A 23,736-nucleotide genomic window follows, 5' to 3' on the forward strand; every position below is an offset into this window, starting at 1 on the left:
GTAATGCAGGAAGAATTTGTATGCCTGATGCATGTCTGGCCGATGATTTTATCGGTCAGACATGATGACGGTGAAGTGGAAGATCACTTCACGATAGTGGAGTAAGCGCAGGGTATCAGGCTTTGCCTTTTCCTTCTATGACTTCCCATTTTTCTAGCGCTTCCAGTAATTGCTCATCAATTTCAGCAAAACGGGCATTCAGAGTATTGGCCTGTTCTGGTCCATTCTTGTACAGATTGGCATCGGCCAGTTTTTCTGTAATGGATTTTTGTTCTGCTTCCAGGGAGGCAATCAGCTTTGGCAATTCTTCCAGTTCACGCTGTTCTTTATAACTGAGTTTCTTGGGTTTGCTTGCCGTCGCTGCCATGGAAGAAACTGGCGATGCGCTGGTCTTTTGCTCGGCCTTTGGCGTGCTTTTGACAACGGGTACCGTGCTGCGATAACGTTCCCAGTCCGTGTAGCCACCGATAAATTCGCGCCACTGGCCTTCGCCTTCAGCGACGATGACTTGCGTTACCACGTTGTCGAGGAAGGTGCGGTCATGGCTGACGAGGAAGACAGTACCGGTATATTCTTCCAGCAATTCTTCCAGCAATTCCAGCGTATCAATATCAAGGTCATTGGTGGGTTCATCCAGCACCAGAACGTTGGCTGGCTTGGCAAACAGACGCGCCAGCAACAGGCGGTTGCGCTCGCCACCTGACAGTGATTTGACTGGTGAACGCGCACGTTCAGGTGCAAACAAAAAGTCACCCAGGTAAGACATTACATGCTTGCGCTGGCCATTGACTTCTACCCAGTCACTACCAGGGGCGATCGTGTCGGCCAGGCTGGCTTCTTCGTTCAATTGGGCGCGCATCTGATCGAAATAAGCGATCTGTAATTTACTGCCTTGCTTGATCGTGCCGCTGTCAGGTTCATCCTGCCCCAGGATCAGTTTCAGCAGCGTGGTTTTACCGGCGCCATTCTGACCGATCAGGCCTACCTTGTCGCCACGCAAAATGATGCTGGAGAAATCGCTGATGATAACTTTTTCGCCAAAATTTTTGTAGACGTTTTCCAGTTCTGCCACGATCTTGCCTGAACGCTCGCTTGAACCCACATCGAGCTTGACCTGGCCTTGCTGGTCACGACGGGCAGTGCGTTGCAGACGTAATTGTTCCAGACGTTTGACGCGACCCTCATCGCGTACGCGGCGGGCCTTGACGCCTTTGCGTATCCAGATTTCTTCCTGCGCCAGAAATTTATCGAACTTGGCGTTTTCTACTTCTTCATTTTCCAGCAGGTCAGCTTTACGTGTCTGGTAAGTGGAGAAATTGCCAGGGAAAGAAGTCAGCTTGCCCCGATCCAGTTCGATGATGCGAGTCGCTACATTATCCAGAAAGCTACGGTCATGCGTGATGAACAAGACACTACCTTTAAAATCTTTCAACAAAGCTTCCAGCCATTGTATCGATGAAAAATCCAGGTGATTGGTTGGCTCATCCAGCAACAGCACATCTGGCGCGCTGACCAGTGCGCAGGCAAGTGCCACACGCTTTTTCATACCGCCTGACAAGGTGCCCATGATGGCGTCTTTTGCCAGGTTCAGCTTGTCCAGTGTGGTTTCTACCTTGTTGCCCAGGCTCCAGGCATCGGCTGCATCCAGTTGTACCTGTATGTCATGCATGCGTTCCATCAGGACATCATCATTATCGCCGCCAAACTGGCCTGTCAGCGCTTCGTATTCTTGCAAGAGCGCAGGCAATTCACCGAGACCGGATGCGACGGCATCAAACACGCTGATGTTTTGGTCAAATTGCGGTTCTTGCTCGACATAGGCAATCTTGATACCTTGCTGCATGACCAGCAGACCATCATCGATTTTCGAGGTACGGGCAATGATTTTGAGCAAAGAAGATTTGCCCGTACCATTGCGTCCGATCAAGCCAACCCGCTCGCCTGCTTCTATGGAAAACTCTGCATGATCGAGCAGAGCAACGTGACCGAATGCCAATTGGGCATCGCTTAATGAGATAACTGCCATAAAACCCTGTGAAGTCGGCACCTGAAACGGTGCAAAGACATAATTGGAGAAAAGCAGTATTGTACGACAGACTGCTACCTCAATTCACCTGACAATTTGATTGTTAGGCTTGTGTCATGTAAGATAGTAGGCTGACCGAAAGACGTGAACAGCGTTTTTCCCGAGTCTCTCCGTAGCACAATGGATAGTGCACATGCCTCCTAAGCGTGGGATACAGGTTCGATTCCTGTCGGAGGGACCAGTCAGTCTTTTCAAATCCTCTTTAAAATCAGGTAAAAACTGTCTTCGTACTTCTTTTATTGATTTTCGCCTCAGCATTCCTCAGTTTTCTCATTTTTTCAATTACTTGTTTCGGGCCCAAATAAATTTGGACGAGCTAAGCATGCCCAGCGCCATTACTTCATTTTTAATTTGTTTCAATAAAAAGGTTGTCAGTTTGAGAATGCATCGTGTTAAATATCGTCGTATCGAAAAAACAATCATTTTTTCTGAGTTGAAATTAAATAGCGCGATTGGGGCTAATTCCCTCAAATTGACGACGAAAAACAGGATAAAAATCTTATGAAATGCAAGCTGCAATTTTTTTCTCGCTTCTGGTCTTAAGCGCCAGTTTTTTGACTGCACCAGCTTCTGCGATGAGCATGGTCAGGTCGAATGAAACACTGATCTTGTTTGGCGGTGTGGAGCCTTCTGATGCAGAACTCTTTCGCAAGAATCTTGAAAAGGGGCCGGTCAAGCATGTTTTGTTGAGTGAAAGTCCGGGCGGTGACATGGGCGCCGCCTTTGCAATAGCGGGGCTGATTAAAGAAAACAAGATCAACACGATTGTTCGTGGCAATTGCTATTCTTCGTGTGCCATTATCTTCATGGCCGGCGTAGAAAGACAGATGCTGGCTGGCAAAGCGTTACCACAAACACGCCTCGGTTTTCACGGGCCGCATCAAAAGCAGACAAAGGAAGTTCTTAAGGCCGCAATCCCGCAATTACGCGAATGGTTATTGAAAGTGACAAACGGGAAATTCCCCCAGGAGATTCTTGATCGCGCCATGTATATCAACAGGGCAGGCGATATGCTGCTTTTCTATTATCCTAACCAAAGCCGCTTTGGTGATATCCGATTTTGTACGGAAGGGTCCTTGCGTTGTGACAATATCGAGGGCTATGACATTGTCAGCATTGGCATCTTGACGACAGCAGATCTGGTGGATGTCAATAGTCTCAGCCAGCCAGCAGCACCAGTCAGCAAAGCACAGGAATGAGTATCGACTAAGAAAAAATGCTGGTTTTATTACGAAGGGTAAAAATGTCTCTTTTAGAACAGAAAACGGTAATAACAGATGACGGTATTTATCCGCCACGATTCATCCAGCTCAAAACAATTTTTGCTTTGTTACTGCTGATAGCTACCATGGGCGTGGTTTTCCTTGGCAAATTAAATATGACTGCGATGCTCGTGCAGGTTGGCGTGGTATTGCTTATGCTGGCCCTGCATGTGAATGAGCGCCGGAAATTTGGTGTATTGGGCCAGCCCTACGTGTCCATCATTGAAGGCCAATTGCTGATCGCTCACATCGGGGATACGCGAGGCGGCATTCTTATGCCGGTGTCTGAGTTAAAGCAACTTGTTATCTATGGTGCGTTAAATCACCGTATTTATCGCTGCGTGAATATGAATGGCAAGTCGACAGAATTGATACCGGTGTGGCCACAAGCTGTTCATGTTTTGGCTGAACAATTTCTTTTTCGACGTTTACCGGAAAAAGTCATCGTAGAGGAAGCGCAGACAACGTTTGCTGCCATCCGTGGTGATGGGCCTGTTACGGAAAGTTGAGTTTTAAAATTTGTACTTCACGAGCTACCCGATTCATATACATCGCGAATCAGGTAGCTCGTTTCATTTCAGTTGCAGCTTAGTTGCTGCTTAGCTCCTATTAACCACTACTTCATGGCTGCGCTTAGTCATAAGTCGACGTCAGCGTGACACCCGTGAAGCCTTGCTTGGCTTTCAGCATGACGTAGTACCAGCGGTTCGCTGTTGGTGTCGCTATACTGACGCTTTCCTGGTTGCCAACCTTGACGGATGCCTGATCATACGCAGTCGTGCTTGGATAGTGATCCAGGGCCACATACAAATCGACATCGCCTGTGCCGCCACTGGTGCTCAACTTCAGGTTTTTCGCGCCGGCAGGCAGCATGATGAAGGCATAGGTTTGCGTGTCCGAAGCAAAATTACGCTTGGAGCAGTTTTTGCCCATGTACTGCGACGTGCATTCTGGCAAAGCAGGGTCTACCGGCAAAGGTGGTTCACCCGCGGTGGTGGCAGCATTGACCCAGGTGACAAATTCAGCGTCGTAGCGACTACCGATATAGTTCATATAGGTTTGATAGCCATCATAGTCACCAACACGGAAACGGGCGATGACGGCATCGACATCACTGCGATGTTTTTCCATCATGAAGCGGGTTGCCATGTAGCCCCAGCGGTAAGCCCTGGTCACATAGTCTTGCATGGAATAGGTATTCCCAAAGATCTGGCTGAGTGTGTAAGTGCCTGTCTTCGCAATATCGATGGATTCCTGGTTATCGTTTTTCCTCGACATATACTCAGCGATACCTTCTATCCACCATACCGTAGGCTTGGCGGTGCCCGCAGTGAAATCACCCTTCATATCAAAACGGCCATCAAGGTAGTGGATATATTCATGCTGCAAATTCCAGACCTGGAAAGTAGGGCGCAACCACGATGCTTCATGGGCGACGAAACGCGCCTGATTGCCAACAACAGATGGATCACCTTCCAGATACATGCCGCCGTTATCCGTGCTCATGTCATAGATGACCGAGGCATATTTGCTGTAGTTGGCATAATCGTCAAACACCACCACTTCCAGTGAAGTATTGTTGTCACCTGCGACTGGTTGACGTTTGGTTTGCATCATCGTATGGAAGTAGCTTTCTTCCGTACTCAACATCGCACAGGAATCCTGGAACTGTGCAACCGTCATGTCCTGCGCGCGCATCTTGATGGTAGGACTACAGGTGTAGCTATATTTCAAGACGGCATCGGCGACTTTGTTTTCAAAATTGCAGGTGCCGTATTCCGAACAATTGCTGCTGTCATAATATTTAACGGCAGATGCTGCGTTGAGCCAGAGACTGCTGTCCACTCCGGTAATGCTGGAATTGGCCAACTGGTATTTCACCATGGGTTTGACGTTGGCTTTCAGGGCGGCATATTGCATGAAACGGAAGGCTTCGTTTTCAGTATCACTTAACTGATATGCCAGTGCAGTATTGAGCAGCGCTGCTTTATTATTGACCACGAAATTATTCAAGGCATTGGCATACGATGGATCGGCTTGAAGCAGGGGAATGCCATCCGGACGTGAATGTGCGTAGAACATAATCGACAATGCCGAAGTGAAAGCATACTCGATACTGGGATTCTTCAACCCATCTGCGGCATTGGGTGTGCCTGGCGTGTTGGTATAACGCTGCACCAGGGTTCTCACGCTTGGCAGGTAATACGCTTCATCATGCAGATTGGTCACCAGCTTCAGGGTTTCACTGGCCGTACTTGATGCGACCGTATTGTTTTTGTATAACTGCGTGCCGTCAATCAGTTGTTTGATCGGGGTACGCATCGTTGTCAGAAACGATGCCGCAGGCGTAGGCATGGTGCCGCCACCGGCCAGATAGTAACCGGCACGCAGGTAAATCACCAAATTGACCAATGCCATATTAGTGCCGTCATAACGCGCTGCTTCCTGCACAAAGCGATTCACGATAGCGGTGAAATTGCTGGTCGAATAAATATTCGCAGCTTGTGTCGCAGTCAGGGAAAACAGGCCGTAATGGCATTCATAGCTGGGCAGGTTGACAATGTAATCTGCCAGCGCGCTACCACTATAGCTACCCAGCACATTCATATCAGTACAACCGGCTGGTGGCACTGGCTGCATTTTTACATTATTTAGCGTATTGGTACTGGTCTTTTTGGGGTTGATGCCAAGATCCGTACGCGGTGCCTTGGTCGGTGGCAGATTGTATTTCAACTGATCTGCGGACGGTGGCAAGGCTTGTGGCAAGTGTGGTTTTGGTGCTTGTTTGAGCTTGTTGTCAGCGGCGGTTTGTTGCGGATGGTCTTCGCCAGCATAGGCTAGTGGATGCAAAGAAATCCCTAGCAATAATGTGGCCAGAACAGTCTTTTTTGAATAATGCATGATGTGTACTCCCCCGTTATATCGGCGTTTGGGATAGTCAGCTACTGGCTGCCCCCGATGCCATTTGATTATTTGCCGCCACATAAAAATAGGGTGGTGGCTCGCTTCAAATCCTGCGGTATTGCATTCAGCAAACATTTTTTGCCTAAGCTTATTCGCAAAACCTGAATTGAAATATACTACAAATATATTAAATAAAAGGCGACAGAAGTCTGCAATTACCTACAATTGTCGCAACAACACGTATTAATCTTAATAATATTTATAGATTTTTAACATTTATAAAATATTATTCTTAATAGTGTTGTAATGTTGCCAGTGCGTTACTTTTATTGCGGTTTTTGCATTGCAATTGTGTCGATAGGCAATAACGAACGATTCGCTGAGTTTGTGTTGGCGGGGGAGGGCATCTGCATGCAGATCGCTTGCAGGCAGGACGAAATTAGCTAATTGATATGGCCGGAAGCGTATATAAAATGCATACGCTTCCGGTTTGTGTAAAGCTTTGATCATTGCAGCAGCGTCAGTTTATTGCAGCGCTACGCGTGGTACCGGGCGGCATTTCAATTCGCGCTGTTCTGTTTCCAGCATTGCTTGCTGAAACTGATTTTTCCAACTGTTGGTAAGCAAATGGGTTCTGCAAAACAACTCACCTGTTGCTCTGGCCGGGGCGGCGGGATTAGCGCGTGTTTTGCTCACGTTGTTACTTAGTTTCTCGACGAGATTGTCGGCGGCTTCCTGCTCACCAAGAGCGCGATAACTATGGATCAACATCAGGTCTGCTTGAAAATTACCGGCTGGCTGTGTGCGCTTGATGAATACATCAAGCAGCCAGTTGCCTGATGATGGTGTGCGTGCATTCTTAATGGCCAGCGCTTCCTGTTTGGCAGTCTTGAAATCTTTTTGCAGCGTTGCGATAGTCCATCTGATGCGATGCGCCTCGTCTCTTTCAATGCCGATGCCAGTATGCTCATTTGATGCCATGGTTAAAAACGGACCTATCATTTTTGCCGCATCATCCAATTTTTTTCTACTTACCAGTAACCATGCCTGGTCCGTTTTTAAAGAATTACACAAGTAGTTCTCATCCAATTTTTGGGCGCACTCATAATCTGATTCGGCGGTTTTTAATTCGTGTTCTGCTTCATCATTTTTGCCTGAGCGATAAAAACTGTGGGCCAGCATTTGATGCGCCTGCAGCAATTGCGCGTCATCTTTGGTTTTGTCGGCGGCAAATAAGCTGACTATCTCTTGTTTCAAGCCTAGTTGTGCGGGGCTGTCTGCATCTATATCTCTTGCTTGCAATACTTGTGCAAGCAAACGCGCATCTTTCCTGTCACTGTTAGCATGTAAGCGTGCCCTCAAAATCGCTTTTGCTTCCTGCAAATAATTGCCAGCTTCGACATCATTTTTCCTGGCGCCTTCCTGATCTTCCTGATCTGACCAGTTACGCAAGGCACTCGCCAGTTCGTATGCTGCATCAGCATGCGCGTAGGTGGATTGCACAGAATTATTGTTCTCTGCATAGTAAATTCTGGCCAGACGCAACGCATCTTCCGGGTCTGATTCTGCGCTTTCATCAATCGCCGCTTTAATGATCTCGGCCCGATCAAGTCCCTGTGCGGCAGCGACTTTTTCTGCACGTGCCTGTCTTTGTATTTTTAATTCTTCTTCCCATTGACGGGTACTGTCATTGCCATAATCCTTACCAGTTTTTGGTAGTTTGTCCTGGTCATTCACCGCCATGAATGTTGAAAAGCCCTGTCCCGCAACACTTAGCATCGCGTTGGGGGAAGTCCATAGCAAACCGCCCAGTATCATCAAGGGCAAAAGGATGCAGGCCAGATAGATCGTGATGCCGGCGGCGCTTTCTTTCCATCCTGGCAGACGTCCGAGGTAACGGGGTAGCAGGGTCTGACCTATGCTGAGCTTGGTCGTGTATGCCCATTTGTTAAAATGGGGCTGCCTCAGAAAATCATACAGATCACTGGCCGCCGCGGAGAAGCCCAGGCTTTCCGATGGCATGGCGTGTTTTTGTTTGATCAACAGCGCAGATGCCCTGGCAACACGGAAATGATGCATAGACCCGATCAGCATGAGGATGCCAATACCGCGCAAAATGGTGTCGCCATTATTGATGCCTGAAGCCAGCAATAAAGCACCACTGGCGATAGAAAAAATAAAGCGCAGCCATGGCAACCGGCCGACAATCATCAATTCAATGACACGTCCGCCATCAAGCGGCAAAACTGGCAAGAGATTAAAGCCGTTGATCAAAAACGAAGCCAGCACTGCCGTCATCAGATAAGGCGACCATTCGGCCTGCAAAATGCCGGGCGCAAAAGCGATCGCCCCCAATGCTGCCAGTGACAGCAACAAGCCTGGCATGGGCCCGGCAAGATACACCATCATATGTGTCATGGGGCTGGCTTCATGTTTTTCGCCGCTGGTGATACCGCCCATGCCTGGCACAAAAAATACCTGCACATCTCGAAAGCCGGCCAGTTTCATCGCCAGCCAGTGGCCGCCTTCATGCAGGGCGATCACTGCGCCGACTGTCAATGCACCGGTTACGCCCCACCACCACGCGCCCAGTCCCAGAAACACCAGGGCGGACAAGGCAAAACTGGTATATTGATACCAGCGCGGCGCCAGCAAGGAACGCAGGGCACACAGCGTCCTGACAAAGGCATGCCGGTCACGCGCCAGGCTAGCTTTGTCCAGTTCAGGATTCAGCGTGATGCTGGCAGGTGCCGTCTTTTTCTTCAGACGCCAGCTTGCCATGCGCATACGCCAGCTCATTCTCAACGCTGGTAAAAAACGAAAGCCGTAGACAGGCTCTTCATCACGTTGTCCGCGTTGATAAACTTGTCCTTCCCGCTCAAGTCTGACCAGCCAGCGGTCAACAATGTTTTGCGCAATTTCTGGCGCTTCGGCAGGGTCTGTACGTTGTACGGTAATTGCTTCACGCACTTGTAAATGGGTAGCCAGTTGTCCGGCAAGGTCAGAGCAATTGCTGTCGACGACCCTGATGCGTCCAGGATAAGGCACCAGCGCATGCATCAGCCGATTGACCGTCAGCAGCGCAGTACCATCGATATAGGTATTCCACAAATAAACCGTATATACCTGGGCTGAAGTTGACAGTTCGGCCGGAAACACCTCGGCGTGGATATCTTGCCCGATGTGGTAATACACGTCGTATAGATTGGCAGGCATGTCATCGCTGACAATCATCGATCTTTCCCGCCAGCTATGCATGTAGCGAAATCCGGCTTGTTCAAGCTCGGCCCGGGCTACATCCAGCACAGGCAGCAGTTCACTCATGCTGGTACGTTTGCAGGCAGTCTTGTGCGGTGCCCATAACTGCAATTTTAGCAAGCGATTTGTGCCTATTGCCAGCATCAGCACTTGCAATAGCAAAAGTATGACAATAAGCGTCGCGCCCACGCTCAAAACAAGATCCATCTAAAGCCCCAGCTTCAATTTCGTAAAACGCATTGTCAGCGATGTCGGCTGAAAATGCGAGTGTATTGCAGGCGAGAAAGCATACTAATGACGGCAAATGCGTATCAGCGCAATTTAAGTTGGCATTCTATTATTTTTCCAACAAGAATTAATGGATAAATGGTTGACTTAAATTATTGAAAATACAATTTCTTATGCAGGCAAGTATGGCATTGCGTTCAATCTCGCATGCTGTTTTATGCAAATGAATTATCGACATGTTTCGACGTGTTGTGGATAAATAGCACCTGTTAATCATTCTTCAGTGCGTAAAGCTTGCCGACAGCTTCGTATGTCATCTCAAGTCACCCCAAATAATTGCTGTCACTGCAAGGTCATAAAACCTCACTACACTTCGGCGGTTTTCTTAAGCAATCGCATCGCTTATTTCAATCAGGCTTCCTGTTCGACATCCCCGCAATGGTGCATTGCCTGGGGCATGGATGGTCACGCTGATTGCAGCAGGTGATGCTGACTCCCGTCTTTTTATTTAGAGAATTTCATGAAATCTGCCAACTCGAAAAAGCACGCCGCTTTACAAAAATCTTTTCCCTTGCTCGCCATTTCTGCCGCTTGCTTGATGGCGTTTTCTCACGCTGCACATGCACAGACTGTGACCGCGAAAGAAGACAATAATAAAAATGAAAAAAGCGAGGCTGGCATCGCAACGGTAGAAATTTCTTCCCAGACTACGCGTTCAGCTGTCTCTTTGCGCGGTGCCGAACTGCAAAAGATTTTACCTGGCACGAATCCGGTCAAGGGTTTGCAAACCCTACCCGGCGTGACATTTGCAACCGCAGACCCATGGGGTAATAATGAGCAGAACCTGAGCTTGTTCGTACACGGTTTCAATGGTCAGCAACTGGGTTACACCATGGATGGTGTTCCCCTGGGTGATCAGAATTATGGTAACTATAATGGCTTGTCGCCGCAGCGCGCAGTCATCAGTGAAAACGTCAGGAACGTTATTTTGTCTTCAGGCGCAGGTAACCTGGCCACTGCGTCAACCAGCAATCTCGGCGGCACCATAGAAGTATTTTCCAGCGACCCGCTGGCCATCCAGAGAACCAGCCTGGAGCAAACTTTTGGCAGCTATCGCACGTCACGTACTTTTGCCCGCTTTGATACGGGCAATTTTGGTGATGGCAATGCTGCCTATGTTTCAATCATGCGACAAGATGCGCGTGCCTGGGATTTTGACGGCAAGCAGGGCGGCAAGCAATTGAACGCCAAATTCATCAATACCCAGCCAGCAGGCAAGCTCACGCTGTTTTTCAATTACAACGACAAGACCGAGCCGAATGAAGACAGTACAGTGCATGTGACTGGTGAAACCAGTGCGCCATATACCCGCCCATTCTTTTACCCAGATTTTCCTGCTGCCTTAAATTATTTGTCGTCGACTGGTGCTACCCCCGTTGCTGATGGTTCCAATTACAGGAATTTCTACAGCGATGCACAGCGCAAGGATATCCTGACCTATGCCAAATATGAATGGAACCTGAATGCTGATACGACCTGGTCTAACCAGCTTTATTTTCATCGTGATGATGGTGTGGGCGTGGTGGCTGGCCCTATCAGCGCAGCAGGCTTGCCAGCGCTGTTCAGTGTGTATTTCCCCAACCAGAATCTGCGTCAGATATTTGGCAATTCTGGCTATGCGACCCGTACGACTGAATATGATATCCATCGTTCAGGCTGGTTGTCGAATTTGCGTACCAGCTATGGCAATCACCAGATAGAACTTGGTGGCTGGTGGGAGCATAACGAGTCATCGGCCTATCGCCGCTGGTATGCGCTGGATGTCAACAACCCAAGTTCGCCGTATGACCGGCCTTCGAAGCCGCTGATTACGCAATACGGTAGCGAGATTCGCAATAATGTCGTTCAGTTGTATTTGCAGGATGAATGGCGTGTACGTCCAGACATCGCGGTGCTGGCCGGTTTCAAATCCAGCCTGCAATACGCCAAAGGTGATTTCCCTGTACAGCCTTTGCCGGGCGCAATTTCTGGCGGCTCGCTGGCGCTGCCAATAGGTGAGATTGACACCAAAAAATGGTTCCTGCCGCAACTGGGTTTGTTATGGGATGTCAGCCCGCGTGACCAGGTGTTTGTCAATGCGCAGAAAAACCTGCGCCAGTTTGTTACCTATGGCGGTGGCGGCGCATCGCCATGGAGCCTGGCCAGTCAGTCAGCTTTTGATTTGTTCAAGAATACGGCGCAGCCTGAAACCTCTGTGACGTATGAGGCGGGCTGGCGTGGCAAGCGCAATCTTGATATCGGCTTGATGAACAAGATTGATGGTCAAGTCAATATCTACCATGTCGACTTCAGCAACCGACTGTTGCAGATCAGCCCGACACCTGTGATCTCATCCATCGTCGGCGGTAATCCCGTGCTGGCCAACGTTGGCAGTGTCAGCACCGATGGTATTGATATCGCCGGCACCGTGTATTTTGGTAAAAATTTCAGCTTCTATAATGCCTTGTCCTACAATCGTTCAGTGTATGCTGACGACTACAGCAATGGCAAAGCCCTGGTTGCCACATCGGGCAAGCGCGTGCCAGGCAGCCCAGAGTGGATGAATAAATTCGTGGCAACGGCGACATTTGGTGATTTCGAAGCGCAATTGACAGGCGATTATGTCGGCAAGCGCTATGCGACTTATACCAATGATTTGTCGGTGGACAGCTATTTCATGCTGAACCTGGGCCTATCAGCAAAAATCCCGCTGGAACCAAAAGGCTTTTTGAAAAATGCCAAAGTGCGTATGAACATCACCAACCTGAATCAGGTCTCTGGCGCATCAGTCGTCGTGGTAGGGGCGGCAAGCGGGACATACAACACTTTTCCGATTGCGCCACGTCAGGTATTTGTGACTTTTGGCGCCAGTTTCTAAGGAATGAACATGAGCAAAGACAGGCGTGAATTTTTAAAAAATGCTGTTGCAGGTGCGGCACTGTTGTACGGTGCGCAAATGGCCAGTACCGCTTTTGCCGCAGACAAGCGCAAGGTAGAGTTGTTTGCCCATCGTGGGGCATCTGCCTTGCGCCCCGAACATACTCTGGCGTCCTATGCCAAGGCGATTGCTGATGGCGCAGATTATATCGAGCCCGATCTGGTCATTACCAAAGATGGCGTACTGGTGGCAAGGCATGAGGCATTTTTAAGTGAAACCACGGATGTTGCCAGTCGCCCTGAATTCGCGGCCAAGCATACCAAGAAAACGATTGATGGCAGAGCGCAAGATGGCTGGTTTGTGGAAGATTTCACACTGGCTGAATTGAAAACCCTGCGGGCCATAGAGCGCTTGCCTAAAGTGCGTCCACAAAATACGCAATTCGATGGACAGTTCCAGGTGCTGACCTGGGATGAAATCATCGACTTTGCAGCAGCCCATGCGGCAACGACCGGGCAGGTGATAGGCCTGGTGCCTGAATTAAAGCATTCAACTTATTTCAAGAGCATAGGTCTGCCTCTGGAAGACCGCTTTCTTAAAAGCATTGCTGATCATGAATATACGCGCCGCTGCCCATTGGAGATACAGTCTTTTGAAGTGGCTAACCTGAAATATGTCCGCAGTGTGCTGGGCAAGCAAAAGAATATCCGCCTCATGCAATTGGTTGAACGCGGCGATATCCGCCCGGCTGATGTCGTTGCTGCGGGCGGTGACCTGACATTTGGCAAGATGTGCAGCAAACAGGGTTTGCGTGATATGGCCACTTATGCCGATGTTGTCGCACCACCGACGAGAGCCTTGATCCCCTTGTTAGCGGATGGCAAGCTGGGGCAGACAACCACGCTCATCGCTGATGCACATGAGGCTGGTTTGCTGGTGCATACCTGGACGTTCAGGCCAGAAAACCGGTTTTTGGCCGCTGATTTTCGTGACGGGAAAGGGGATGATGCCAGAAATGAAAAAGGCTCCATTGCAGAAATACAGCACTATATCGCCGCTGGTATCGATGGTTTTTTCTCTGATGACTCCGCTCTGGGCCGTAAGGCTATCGCAGGATAATTTTCATTGACGACGTAAAAAAGCCAGCATGAATTTCTATCATGCTGGCTTTTTAGTCTTTGCGGAGACGTGTCAGTTGACGTTGACCAGTTTCCAGTCCCACAGACCGTAGCGCTTGAACGTTAAAACACCGGGTTCTTCAGTAGAATTTTTGTCAGATATTTTCACTGTGAATTTGTTGAAGCCGACATAGGAGATGTCGGTATTCACGCCAGATGTTGATGGGATATGCTGGACCACACCATTGTCGGTCTTGACCTTGCCACCTTTTAAAATCACGTCCATGCCTTTTGGCGATGTAATCACGTCAGCCATGGCGCTAATCAGGGTTTGATAGACAGCCTTCATTTGGGCGGATGCAAAATCCACCGCCTGGTCTTTCGATTTCTTGATTTCTTTATCCAGCAAGCTGTCTGCCAGATTAAATGTGCTTTCAACCGTGTTTAAAGATGGCGTGAGCGACAGCTCCAGGTTTTTCTTTAGTTCAGTCTTGTCTATATACTGCGCGACATCTTCGACATCATTGCGCTCTGCTGCTGCCCGCAAATTGTGTATGGTTAAATAGGGTAGGCCGTAGAATGCGGCTGCTAAACCCACTGGCAAGGCGATGGCCAGTATTTTGATAGAGGTTTTCATTGAATCCGGTCTGATAAAAGAATTATCAAAGATTCTATCAAAAATTTTAATTGTCGGGGTTTTCTGAAGTAACCAGCAATTTTTGACCGCATGGCTACCTGCTGACAATCAGTGCAGGAAGGACTGTGTAAATATAAAGCAAAGGTATAACTTTGTAAATTGCGGTCAATTGGATTGCAGACTTTATCCAATTGCCGAATGAATCGGTTATGCTCAAGTTGTCACCATTTCTGAGGCGATAGCGATGAGAATTCTCAAAACGCGAAGTGCGTTGATGATGCTTGCGATTCTCTGCGCAGCGCCTGTTTTTGCCCAGATTGAGGAAATAAATCTGGCGCGCGTTGGAAAACGGGTTGAGCAATATGTCGCCGGCAAACTGATTACAGAAATCTATAAACGCAACAATATTGTCGCACAGATAGAGGGATTTCCATCGATACGGGCAAGCCGTAAATCCAGTGATAGTGAGGTTGATGGAGAAGTGGGTCGCATAGAAGAATATGCTGAAACCAATTCCCATTTGAAAATGGTGACCCCTGCCTACTATTCGGTAGCTGTTGCCGCCTACTCGCTACGGCCCATAGTCCTTCATACGATGGATGACTTGAAACAATACCGCCTGGGCGTTGTCCGTGGTATCAAGTCAACAGAGAAACTGGCCAGAGGGGCGTCATCCATAGAATACGCGAATGATTCAGATTCTTTATTTTCCATGCTGCGGGCAGGGCGCTTTGACATCGCCATAGACACCAAATTGAACGCAACAAATGTACTTAACCGGGCCAGCGAAAAAAATGTTTTGTTGCTGAAAGAGCTGGCGCGTTCGCCGCTCTATCACTATCTGAATGTGAAAAGAGCCAGCCTTGCCCAGCCATTATCAAAAACCATCAGCGACATGATCAAATCTGGTGAACTGGATGCGCTGACCAGGAAGTTCGAGCAGGAAGCCATGCAGATGAAATTTGAACGATGAATCTGTTTTTCTCGCGCCTGCCCAGCCATATCAGCAAAGAGGTTTGTCTAATTCATCCGGAAAAACAATTTATCGCATTCTTTGATTGTATTGCGTAAATGGCAGAATATAAATAAATTTGCATTTCGGCAATGATCAGGTATATTAATAGATTGCAAATATACTTGTGATAAGGTCAATATGCTGATTTTTAAATCCCGTTTCATCAAAACTGTTACTGCTCTCACCTTCACTATGGCGATGGCCTTGCCAGCGATTGCCGGTGCTGCTGAGCAACGGGCTGCCGACTTGCGGTGCAGCCCTGTCACTGAAGAAGGACGTTGTACGCTTTATACCGTATCTATCATTGACCTGATTGCCAATCCTGAGCGCTATGACGGCAAGTCAGTGCTGGTCAGTGGTTTTCTGAATGTGGAGTTTGAAGGCAATGGTCTTTATCTGCATGAAGACGATTTCCGTCATAACATTTCGCACAATGGCATCTGGGTCAGCGTCCCTCGCAACTGGCTCGAGACAAGCAAATGCAAAAATCAAAGCTATGTCTCGTTACGCGGTGTTTTCAATGCGGGTAATAGAGGCAACATGAACGCATGGAGTGGCTCGATAGAAGCAATTGCCAGTTGCAGCAACAAGTAAACAGGGGCAAGCCTGTTGCTTGCCCAAGTTCCAAGATCAGCTTTTAGCGGCAATGATTTCTATCTCAATCAGAAATTCCGGCCTGACCAAGGCTGGAATCACCATCAGCATGGATGCTGGCCGTGCATCGCCAATCAGACGGCTGCGTACTTTGACATAGTCAGGGACATCAGATTCCCTGGTGAGGTAGTGGGTAATTTTAACCACGTCTTTGATGCCCATGTCAGCAGCTTCCAGTATGCGGAAGATATTCGCCCAGGCCAGTTCTGCCTGCCCTGTAATATCCGTAGGCAAAGTGCCGTCAGCCATCAGGCCAGGTGTGCCTGCGCTGATCAGCCATCGGGTATTTGGCGGCACTTCAATTGCATCGCTGTATTTGCCGATCTGGCTGGCAATACCAATATTGTGGGGGATATGCATGTTCATCTTTCGTGGTGGACGGAAGTTTGATTATGAGCAAAAATATGGCATGACATTTCATGCTGGGATGAACTATGGATGCACTACTGGATATACCACGCATTGCCAACTTATTGGCCGACCCGGCCAGAGCGGCGATGCTGTGGACCCTGATTGACGGCACTACGCGTCCGGCTGGTGAGCTGGCTTTTGCCGCCAATGTATCAGCACAATCTGCCAGTGCTCATTTGGGCAAACTGGTAGATGGCGGCTTGTTGCTGTCTGAGTCCCACGGACGCCATCGTTATTTCCGCATCGCCAGTGCAGAGGCGGCCAGCCTGATAGAAAGCCTGGCATCGTTTGCTGCGACTACACGTCCCAGAACACCGCGCCAGCCAGCACTCGTACAAACCATGCCCAGTCAATTTCTTCAGGCCAGAACCTGTTATGACCATCTGGCAGGGGAAATGGCCGTCAAGGTTTTGGAAGCGATGTTGCAGGCAAACTGGCTGGAAGCAGAAGGAAAAGATTTCAAGCTAAATACGCTGGGAGAGAAGAAACTGCGCGGTTTGGGCATTGATATCAGCCAGCACAGCAACAGCCGCCGTGTATTTGCACGTTGCTGCGTGGATTTGACGCAGCGCCGCCCACACCTGGCAGGTGTGTTGGGCGCTGCCTTGCTGGATTTGTATGTCAGTGATGGCTGGATCCTGCGCACGGCACGTTCACGCATCGTCACTATTACGCCTAAGGGGCATCAGGCTTTTCGCAAGAAGATAGGCGTGACTATTTGAAACTGATGACCTTGTTGAGTTTAGCCATGGTTTCTTCGCCGACGTTTTTACTGCAGATGATGTAGCGTTCGCCACCGTCTGGCATATCTGTCGGTTTGAATTGAAGGAATTTATCCTTGCCCATCGCTGATTGCTCGATCAGATAACTGGCTTCTTCTGGTGCAGCAAACATCAGGTCAGCCGATTTGGCTGCAAGTAATTGCAACATCTGGGTGTTAGTGCCATTCGACACCACAGTGTGTGGCTTGATCTTGGCCAGGGCGTTATCAATGAAATGGCCATAAGAAAATTTTTCCTTGACCAATACCTTGATGCCAGCCATACCTAATATTTCTTCCAGCCTGGTGTTGTCCTTAATTTTGAAACTGCTGTTAAGCAGCAATACAGGCGGCTTGTCGCGATAGATGGCTTTGCTGAATCTGGCAAAGGCTTCACGTTCCTCGGTTTTATACCAGCCTACGGCGCAATTTTTTTGTGTATTTTCCTGCACCATTGCCAATTGACGGTTGGGCGCAATCTTGGCCCAGGTAAATGCAATGCCGGCAGCTTTAAATGCATTTGCTGCCGGTGTCGCTGTCAGGCCAGAAGCAGAGCCGTCAGTTTCTTCGACAATATATGGCGGGCGTACGTTGTAATTCAAAATGACTTTGTCATCGGCCTGGCTGGCATGTGTAAAACCCAGGCAGGCAAGTGCAAAAAAGGAATAAGCAGCTTTGTTTGTCATGATCACCTTTCTAAAGAGTGTAAAGAACTGAATCCCTAGTCAAGCTGTAGTACGCTGCCTGGCAACGCTGCCTTGAACCAGCGCTGCGCATTAATATTAAGCACGCCATTTTTCTTCACCGTACTGAGCATCATGTTAATACGCGTCATGAGTGCGTTGTCATTTTTATTGACACCAATATAGCAAGGTGAATCTTTTAATACCAATTTCAGGTGACTGGCTGCCGCTTGTTCATCGGTAAAGCTCGCAACGATGGCATTACCAGCGACCAGCAGACTGGCCTTGCCTTGCAAATAAAATTTCACGGTTTCGTCACTGGTGGCAAATCGCTGGATATTGGCCGATGGTGGCGCGATCTTGCTCAGTTCTTCATCTTCTATTGAACCTTTGGTAACAGCAATGGTTTTTCCGCCCAGACTGGCAGGGGTTTTTACGTCCAGTGTATGTGCGCCAAAAACACCAAGATAGAAAGGTGCATAGGCTTGCGAAAAATTGATTTGCTTTTGACGTTCACTGGTTTTGCCCAGATTGGATATGATCAGATCTACCTTGTGCTCAAGCAGGGCAGGGATGCGTTCTGCACTGCTCATTGGTACGAGTTCAACGGCAACGCCCAAATCCAGCGCCACCATCTTGGCGACGGATATGTCGTAGCCTTCCATGGTTTTGTAAGTGTTTCCTATTGAAAAAGGCGGCGTATTTTTTGGAACAGCGATACGTATGCTATGGCGTTTCTGAATATCATCCAGCGTATCTGCCCGGCTTATGGCCGGTGAAAAAGAAAGTCCCGCGAATGTCGCTTGTAACAGCAATGCGGTAACGGTGAAGGTAGGTAGTTTCACAAAGAGGCTTTCGGAATTAAGCAAACTTTGAATTAGCAAACTTTGAATTAAGCAAACTTTGTATGTCAGCGTCGCGGCTAAACAACTGACGCTGACTCAAGCAGGTCAGGTATTTATGTTGATTGCAGCAGGTCTTTCAAACTGCGAGCAATCACCTTGGTGGCGCGCCGCAAGTCTTCGAGATTCAGTCTTTCATCGGCACGCTTGGCATGCGATTCCAATACTGTGCGTGGCCCCGCACCATAAATGACACCGGGTATGCCTGCTTCGCAAAACAGACGCACATCGGTGTACAAGGGCGTGCCCAAGGCGGGGATTTCTTCATCAAAAACGATGCCTCCATGCTTTTGCAATGCATCTACCAAAGGCTTATTGCCCGGCAATACCTGCATGGCCTTGCATAGCAGCAGGCGTTTGATGTCGACATGAATATCCGGCATGCTGGCGGCAGCATCAGCAATGACCTGACGCAGCGTGGTTTCTACTTCAGCTGGATTTTCTTCGGGGATCATGCGTCTGTCCAGTTTCAGTATGACCTTGCCGGGAATGACATTGGTATTCGTTCCCCCCTGAATGACGCCGACATTCAGATAGGGATGGGTGATACCGGCGACTTCTGAATGTATCTTTTTATAAAGTGTGTTTTGTGCATACAGTGCGTTAAGTACATGCACTGCACCCTGCAAGGCGTCTACGCCTGAATCGGGGATGGCCGCATGCGCCATCTTGCCGTTGATGGTTACCTCCATTTGCAGGCAGCCATTATGTGCGGTGATGACCTGGTAGGAAAAACCGGCTGCGATCATCAGGTTCGGTTTGATGATCTTGCGTGCCAGCATCCAGGCTGGCCCGACTTCTCCGCCAAATTCTTCGTCATAGGTGAACAACAGTTCTACGCTGCCAGCCAGCGGTTTGGCAACTGCCTCAAGAGCGCGCACGGCGAAGGTGTAAGTCGCGAAATCAGATTTGCTGACCGCGGCAGCGCGACCAAACATCAGGCCATTTTCGATTTCGCCACCATAAGGGTTTTTGGTCCAGCCTTCGCCTGGTGGCACGACGTCGCCATGGGCATTCAGCAAGATGGTTTTGCCTGCGCCATATTGGCGGCGCACCAGTAAATTGGTAATGCTTTGCAGACCTGCTGCCTGTACTTCAGCGTCTGGCACAGCATGTTTTTCAACCGACAGGCCCATGCTTTCCAACAGTGTCGCCGTGTGTTCGGCGTGAGGCGTGTTATTACCGGGCGGGGTATCGGTAGGAACCCGTATCAGCGCTTGCAGGAATTGGACTTGCTCATCAAAGTGAGCGTCTATCCAGGTGTCGAGATCTTGGTAGCTATTCATGATGTCAGTTCTTTACAGTAGTGGGGTGGTCTTGTTGGCTGTTTGAAGCTTATTTCTGAAAATTTTCTACAAAACAGGCAAAGGCTTGTGCTGCCAGGGCAGCGTCCTCCGTGCTCATGATTTCGTCAGGGTGGTGGCTGATGCCGCCATTGCCACAACGCACAAACAGCATCGCCACCTCAGTGATGGCAGCCATCGCCATGGCGTCATGTCCGGCACCGGAAGGCAAGTGGCGCACTGGCAAATGGCAATGCCGGATTGCGGCTGCCAATTGCTGCTGCAAGCGCGGCGCACAAGGGACGCTGTTGGCCTCGTGGGTTTTGCGTGTCTGGAAAAGTACTTGGCGACGCGCTGCAATCATGTCTATTTCTGCCAGCACATCTGCCACTGCCTGCAGACGTACTGCATCTTCTTCAGCCCGGATATCAATAGAAAAAACTGCTTTGCCAGGCACGACATTGGCAGCACCATTAGGCACGTTGAAAATGCCCACTGTGCCGACCAAGCTGGGTACGCCCTGGCAACGCTGTTCTATATACAGCCCCAGTTCTGCCGCAGCCATGGCAGCATCGTGCCGCATGGACATGGGAGAGGTGCCTGCATGTCCGGCCAGACCTTCTACTTCCACCATATAACGTGATGCGCCTGAGATAGCGGTGACGACACCGAGCGCCAGGTTTTCATTCAACAGAACCGGGCCTTGTTCTATATGTACCTCAACAAAAGCGAGGACGCTGGCTGCGTCATAGGCCGCTTTTGCCAGCCCGGCCGGGTGAAAGCCGCAGGCACTCATGACCTCGCGCATGCTCAGGCCATGTTCATCCTGATTATCCAGAACACTCATATCAAAATTGCCGGCCGCAGCACGGCTGCCAAGCAGTGTTGCCTTGAAACGTACGCCTTCTTCTTCGGCAAAGGCGATGACTTCAATCGCAAACGGGAAGCGTTTCCCCTCTGCATGCCATTGGTGTATGCAAGCCAGTGGCAGCAAGATGCCCAGATTGCCGTCATATTTGCCGCCATTGCGTACGGTGTCGAAGTGTGACCCTGTCAGCAAAGCCGCAGCATTGGCGTTTGCACCTTCATAGCGGCCAATCACATTGCCTGCCATATCACGCCGTACATGCATGCCAGCAGCGCACATCCACTCGGCCAGTTGTGCAGCGGCGGCATGGTGCGCCGGGGTCAGGTAAGTGCGGGTCAGCATACCCGGTACTTCAGTGTGTTGTGCCAAAACATCAGCTCTGGCCATGATTTGCGCACCACAGTCCGCATAGGAATACATCTTGCTCAGCATGTCTGTCTCCTTGTCATTTTTTTGAATTCTACTATTGAATTCATTTATTGCATACAAAAATTGGATGCAGTATATTGGGGCAAAGCTCGCTACCTTTTATGCTTCTATGGCGGTGAGATTTCACTGGAAGTAATCACATCAATCTGGAGGTAATCGTGCAGCGCGTATTCAAATCACTGTTTGGCCAGGTACTTATTGCACTGGCAGTTGGCATTTTGGTAGGGGTGCTGTATCCAACGTTTGGTGTCAGTCTGAAACCGATAGGGGACGGCTTTATCAAACTGATTAAAATGATCATTCCGATGATCGTTTTTTGCGTCGTCGTGCATGGCATTTACGGTGCGGGTGAATTGAAAAAAGTCGGGCGCGTGGGCTTGAAGGCGCTGATCTATTTTGAAGTAGTGACGACACTCGCCCTGGTACTGGGCCTGGCCCTGGCATTTATTTTTCATCCTGGTGAAGGCATGAATATCAATGCAGGCGCGCTGGATGCGTCCAGCCTGACGACCTATGTAGATAATGCGAATAAGGTAAAAAGTGCAGGCTTTGCCGAATTCGTCATGAAAATCATCCCGACGACGGTGGTCAGTGCTTTTACATCCGGTGATGTATTGCAAGTGTTGTTGTTTTCGCTGATCTTTGGCTGCGCCCTTTCTTTGGTCGGCGAAAAGGCCGCACCGATTGCCAACCTGATCAGCAGCTTGTCAGAAGTGTTTTTTAAGTGCATGTCCTTCATCATCAAGCTCGCTCCTTTGGGCGTGTTTGGTGCAATCGCATTTACAGTGGGCAAATATGGTGTGGGCTCGCTTAAACAACTGGGTTTGCTGGTTATCCTGTTTTATGCGGCGGTTATCATTTTTGTATTCGGCATTTTGGGCGGAATTTTGAAACTGGCTGGCTTCAATATTTTTAAATTCATACGCTATTTACGTGAAGAGTTGCTGGTGGTGCTGGCAACAGCATCTTCTGACAGTGTGTTGCCGCAGGTGATGAAAAAACTGGAATACATGGGCATCAAGGATTCCACCGTGGGCCTGGTGATACCTACAGGTTATTCGTTTAATCTGGATGCATTTTCGATTTACCTGACGCTGGCTGCGGTTTTCATTGCGCAGGCTACCAATACACCACTGGCGTTTTCCGACTTGCTGGCGATACTGGCGGTAGCACTGGTGACATCAAAAGGGGCACATGGTGTGCCTGGATCGGCGATAGTGATACTGGCGGCGACGCTGTCTGCAATTCCTGCCATACCGGTGGTCGGTCTGGTGCTGGTATTGTCGATAGACTGGTTTATCGGCATTGCACGTGCATTGGGCAACCTGATTGGTAACTGTGTGGCGACGGTAGTTGTGGCGTCCTGGGAAAAAGATATCGATAAACAGCGTGCCCATGCGGTATTGAATGCAGATGTTGCAGCGATTAATGCCTATGATCAGAAAAAAGAGAGAAGCGGGGCAGTACTGGCGGTTTAGTCGCCATTTGTGTCAATATCCATAGCGACGACCTGATCAGGACAAGGCTCAAAGACAAGCTGTCTTTGGGCCTTTTGCTTATGAGAGTACAATTTCGCGTTTGAGGCTGCGTTCCCGCTCGCCCCGGCCAGACAGGTAAATGACATTATGGTTAACACGACAAGTTCAGAAAGTGCAGATAGCTCTGAAGCCATCGCCAGTGATATTACAATGGCGATTGCAGAACAAAGACTGCCGCCAGGTACCAAATTAAGGGAAGAAGCACTGGCACGCATGTATTCTGTCAGCCGTACCAAGATACGGGCAGCGCTGGTCATGCTGGCAAAGGATAAGCTGATTGATCTGGTGCCTGAAAAAGGGGCCTTTGTCAGCCGCCCCACGGAAGAAGAAGCGCACGAAATATTTTTTGTACGCCGGATACTGGAAGCCGCACTGGTGCGCGAATTTATCGCCAAGGCAGGGGCAGAAGATTATGCAAGAATCGACCAGCATCTGGTGCAGGAACGCAAAGCCGTGCTGGAAAATAATGTGCAGGAACGCTCGACCTTATTAAGTGATTTTCATATTCTGCTGGCAAAAACAGTCGGTAACCAGGTATTGACTGACATCCTGATGAAGCTGGCTGGCCGTAGTTCTCTGATCACCATGCTGTATCAGTCCAGTCGTGATGCGACGTGCTCATCAGATGAACACGTAGAGTTTATCAAGGCGGCCAAGGCAGGCGATGTGGAAAAGGCGGTGGAGCTGATGGCACATCATCTGCACCACGTGGAATCTGCCTTGCAGTTCAAGGAGCCTGCCAAAAGCGACAAGAAAGATTTCATCTCAGCTTTGCTGGCTTAG

General features: G+C 49.3%; 18 protein-coding genes and 1 tRNA gene. 10 read left to right on the forward strand and 9 right to left on the reverse strand.

The genetic code is table 11. From position 1 onward, the window contains the following. Window positions 1-115 precede the first annotated feature (115 nt). Complete coding sequence (locus tag ACO0LH_RS16865; RefSeq protein WP_422942287.1) at window positions 116-2,026, reverse strand: ATP-binding cassette domain-containing protein; 1,911 nt, start codon at window positions 2,024-2,026, stop codon at window positions 116-118. Between the two features lie 166 nt (window positions 2,027-2,192). Here ACO0LH_RS16865 and ACO0LH_RS16870 point away from each other — a divergent pair. The 3 genes from ACO0LH_RS16870 to ACO0LH_RS16880 all read left to right on the forward strand — a co-directional run bounded on the left by ACO0LH_RS16870 (window position 2,193) and on the right by ACO0LH_RS16880 (window position 3,857). Beyond that, window positions 2,193-2,267, forward strand: a tRNA-Arg gene (locus ACO0LH_RS16870). A gap of 325 nt (window positions 2,268-2,592) precedes the next feature. Next, complete coding sequence (locus ACO0LH_RS16875) at window positions 2,593-3,285, forward strand: ATP-dependent Clp protease proteolytic subunit (RefSeq protein WP_422942288.1); 693 nt, start codon at window positions 2,593-2,595, stop codon at window positions 3,283-3,285. 44 nt (window positions 3,286-3,329) lie between these two features. Further along, window positions 3,330-3,857, forward strand: a complete 528-nt coding sequence (locus tag ACO0LH_RS16880) for a hypothetical protein (protein WP_422942289.1) — start codon at window positions 3,330-3,332, stop codon at window positions 3,855-3,857. A 124-nt stretch (window positions 3,858-3,981) separates the two neighbouring features. On the opposite strand, the gene ACO0LH_RS16885 is transcribed toward ACO0LH_RS16880, so the two are convergent. Beyond that, window positions 3,982-6,249 carry a collagenase gene (locus ACO0LH_RS16885; RefSeq protein ID WP_422942290.1) on the reverse strand — a complete coding sequence of 756 codons (2,268 nt, stop codon included), beginning with the start codon at window positions 6,247-6,249 and terminating at the stop codon, window positions 3,982-3,984. 528 nt (window positions 6,250-6,777) lie between these two features. Next, entirely contained in the window at window positions 6,778-9,717 is a 2,940-nt protein-coding gene (locus tag ACO0LH_RS16890; protein WP_422942291.1) for a hypothetical protein, read from the reverse strand. A gap of 541 nt (window positions 9,718-10,258) precedes the next feature. Between ACO0LH_RS16890 and ACO0LH_RS16895 the strand changes: the two genes are divergently transcribed. After that, entirely contained in the window at window positions 10,259-12,655 is a 2,397-nt protein-coding gene (locus ACO0LH_RS16895) for a TonB-dependent receptor (RefSeq protein ID WP_422942292.1), read from the forward strand. Window positions 12,656-12,664: 9 nt separating this feature from the next. Then, the gene (locus ACO0LH_RS16900; RefSeq protein ID WP_422942293.1) at window positions 12,665-13,774 is read left to right on the forward strand and encodes a glycerophosphodiester phosphodiesterase; all 1,110 of its coding nucleotides are present in this window, start codon (window positions 12,665-12,667) and stop codon (window positions 13,772-13,774) included. Between the two features lie 72 nt (window positions 13,775-13,846). Here the strand turns inward: ACO0LH_RS16900 and ACO0LH_RS16905 are convergent, their stop codons facing one another. Continuing rightward, window positions 13,847-14,410: a DUF2939 domain-containing protein gene (locus ACO0LH_RS16905; protein ID WP_422942294.1), complete on the reverse strand. Its 564-nt coding sequence runs from the start codon at window positions 14,408-14,410 to the stop codon at window positions 13,847-13,849. 277 nt (window positions 14,411-14,687) lie between these two features. On the opposite strand from ACO0LH_RS16905, the gene ACO0LH_RS16910 reads away from it, so the two are divergent. Both ACO0LH_RS16910 and ACO0LH_RS16915 read left to right on the forward strand, forming a co-directional pair. Continuing rightward, window positions 14,688-15,383: a substrate-binding periplasmic protein gene (locus ACO0LH_RS16910; RefSeq protein ID WP_422942295.1), complete on the forward strand. Its 696-nt coding sequence runs from the start codon at window positions 14,688-14,690 to the stop codon at window positions 15,381-15,383. Window positions 15,384-15,563: 180 nt separating this feature from the next. Then, on the forward strand, window positions 15,564-16,019 hold the full coding sequence (locus tag ACO0LH_RS16915; protein ID WP_422942296.1) for a hypothetical protein: 456 nt from the start codon (window positions 15,564-15,566) through the stop codon (window positions 16,017-16,019). Window positions 16,020-16,055: 36 nt separating this feature from the next. Here ACO0LH_RS16915 and ACO0LH_RS16920 read toward each other — a convergent pair whose 3' ends face one another. Beyond that, on the reverse strand, window positions 16,056-16,439 hold the full coding sequence (locus ACO0LH_RS16920) for a RidA family protein (RefSeq protein ID WP_422942297.1): 384 nt from the start codon (window positions 16,437-16,439) through the stop codon (window positions 16,056-16,058). 74 nt (window positions 16,440-16,513) lie between these two features. Between ACO0LH_RS16920 and ACO0LH_RS16925 the strand changes: the two genes are divergently transcribed. Beyond that, window positions 16,514-17,212: an ArsR/SmtB family transcription factor gene (locus ACO0LH_RS16925; protein ID WP_422942298.1), complete on the forward strand. Its 699-nt coding sequence runs from the start codon at window positions 16,514-16,516 to the stop codon at window positions 17,210-17,212. On the opposite strand, the gene ACO0LH_RS16930 is transcribed toward ACO0LH_RS16925, so the two are convergent. The 4 genes from ACO0LH_RS16930 to ACO0LH_RS16945 form a co-directional block, all read right to left on the reverse strand. Continuing rightward, window positions 17,205-17,936: a substrate-binding periplasmic protein gene (locus ACO0LH_RS16930; protein WP_422942299.1), complete on the reverse strand. Its 732-nt coding sequence runs from the start codon at window positions 17,934-17,936 to the stop codon at window positions 17,205-17,207. The genes ACO0LH_RS16925 and ACO0LH_RS16930 overlap by 8 nt on opposite strands. A 35-nt stretch (window positions 17,937-17,971) precedes the next feature. Beyond that, window positions 17,972-18,778, reverse strand: coding sequence for a transporter substrate-binding domain-containing protein (locus ACO0LH_RS16935; RefSeq protein WP_422942300.1), 807 nt, complete (start codon window positions 18,776-18,778; stop codon window positions 17,972-17,974). 113 nt (window positions 18,779-18,891) lie between these two features. Beyond that, window positions 18,892-20,121 (reverse strand): M20 family metallopeptidase, encoded by a 1,230-nt coding sequence (locus ACO0LH_RS16940; protein ID WP_422942301.1) that lies wholly within the window; start codon window positions 20,119-20,121, stop codon window positions 18,892-18,894. A 49-nt stretch (window positions 20,122-20,170) separates the two neighbouring features. After that, window positions 20,171-21,418 (reverse strand): allantoate amidohydrolase, encoded by a 1,248-nt coding sequence (locus ACO0LH_RS16945; RefSeq protein WP_422942302.1) that lies wholly within the window; start codon window positions 21,416-21,418, stop codon window positions 20,171-20,173. Window positions 21,419-21,573: 155 nt separating this feature from the next. On the opposite strand from ACO0LH_RS16945, the gene ACO0LH_RS16950 reads away from it, so the two are divergent. Further along, window positions 21,574-22,893, forward strand: a complete 1,320-nt coding sequence (locus ACO0LH_RS16950; RefSeq protein ID WP_422942303.1) for a C4-dicarboxylate transporter DctA — start codon at window positions 21,574-21,576, stop codon at window positions 22,891-22,893. 147 nt (window positions 22,894-23,040) lie between these two features. Further along, window positions 23,041-23,736: a GntR family transcriptional regulator gene (locus ACO0LH_RS16955; RefSeq protein WP_422942304.1), complete on the forward strand. Its 696-nt coding sequence runs from the start codon at window positions 23,041-23,043 to the stop codon at window positions 23,734-23,736.

The sequence above is a fragment of the Undibacterium sp. TJN19 genome, from assembly GCF_049339485.1.
In the GTDB taxonomy this organism is placed as follows: Bacteria; Pseudomonadota; Gammaproteobacteria; order Burkholderiales; family Burkholderiaceae_D; genus Undibacterium.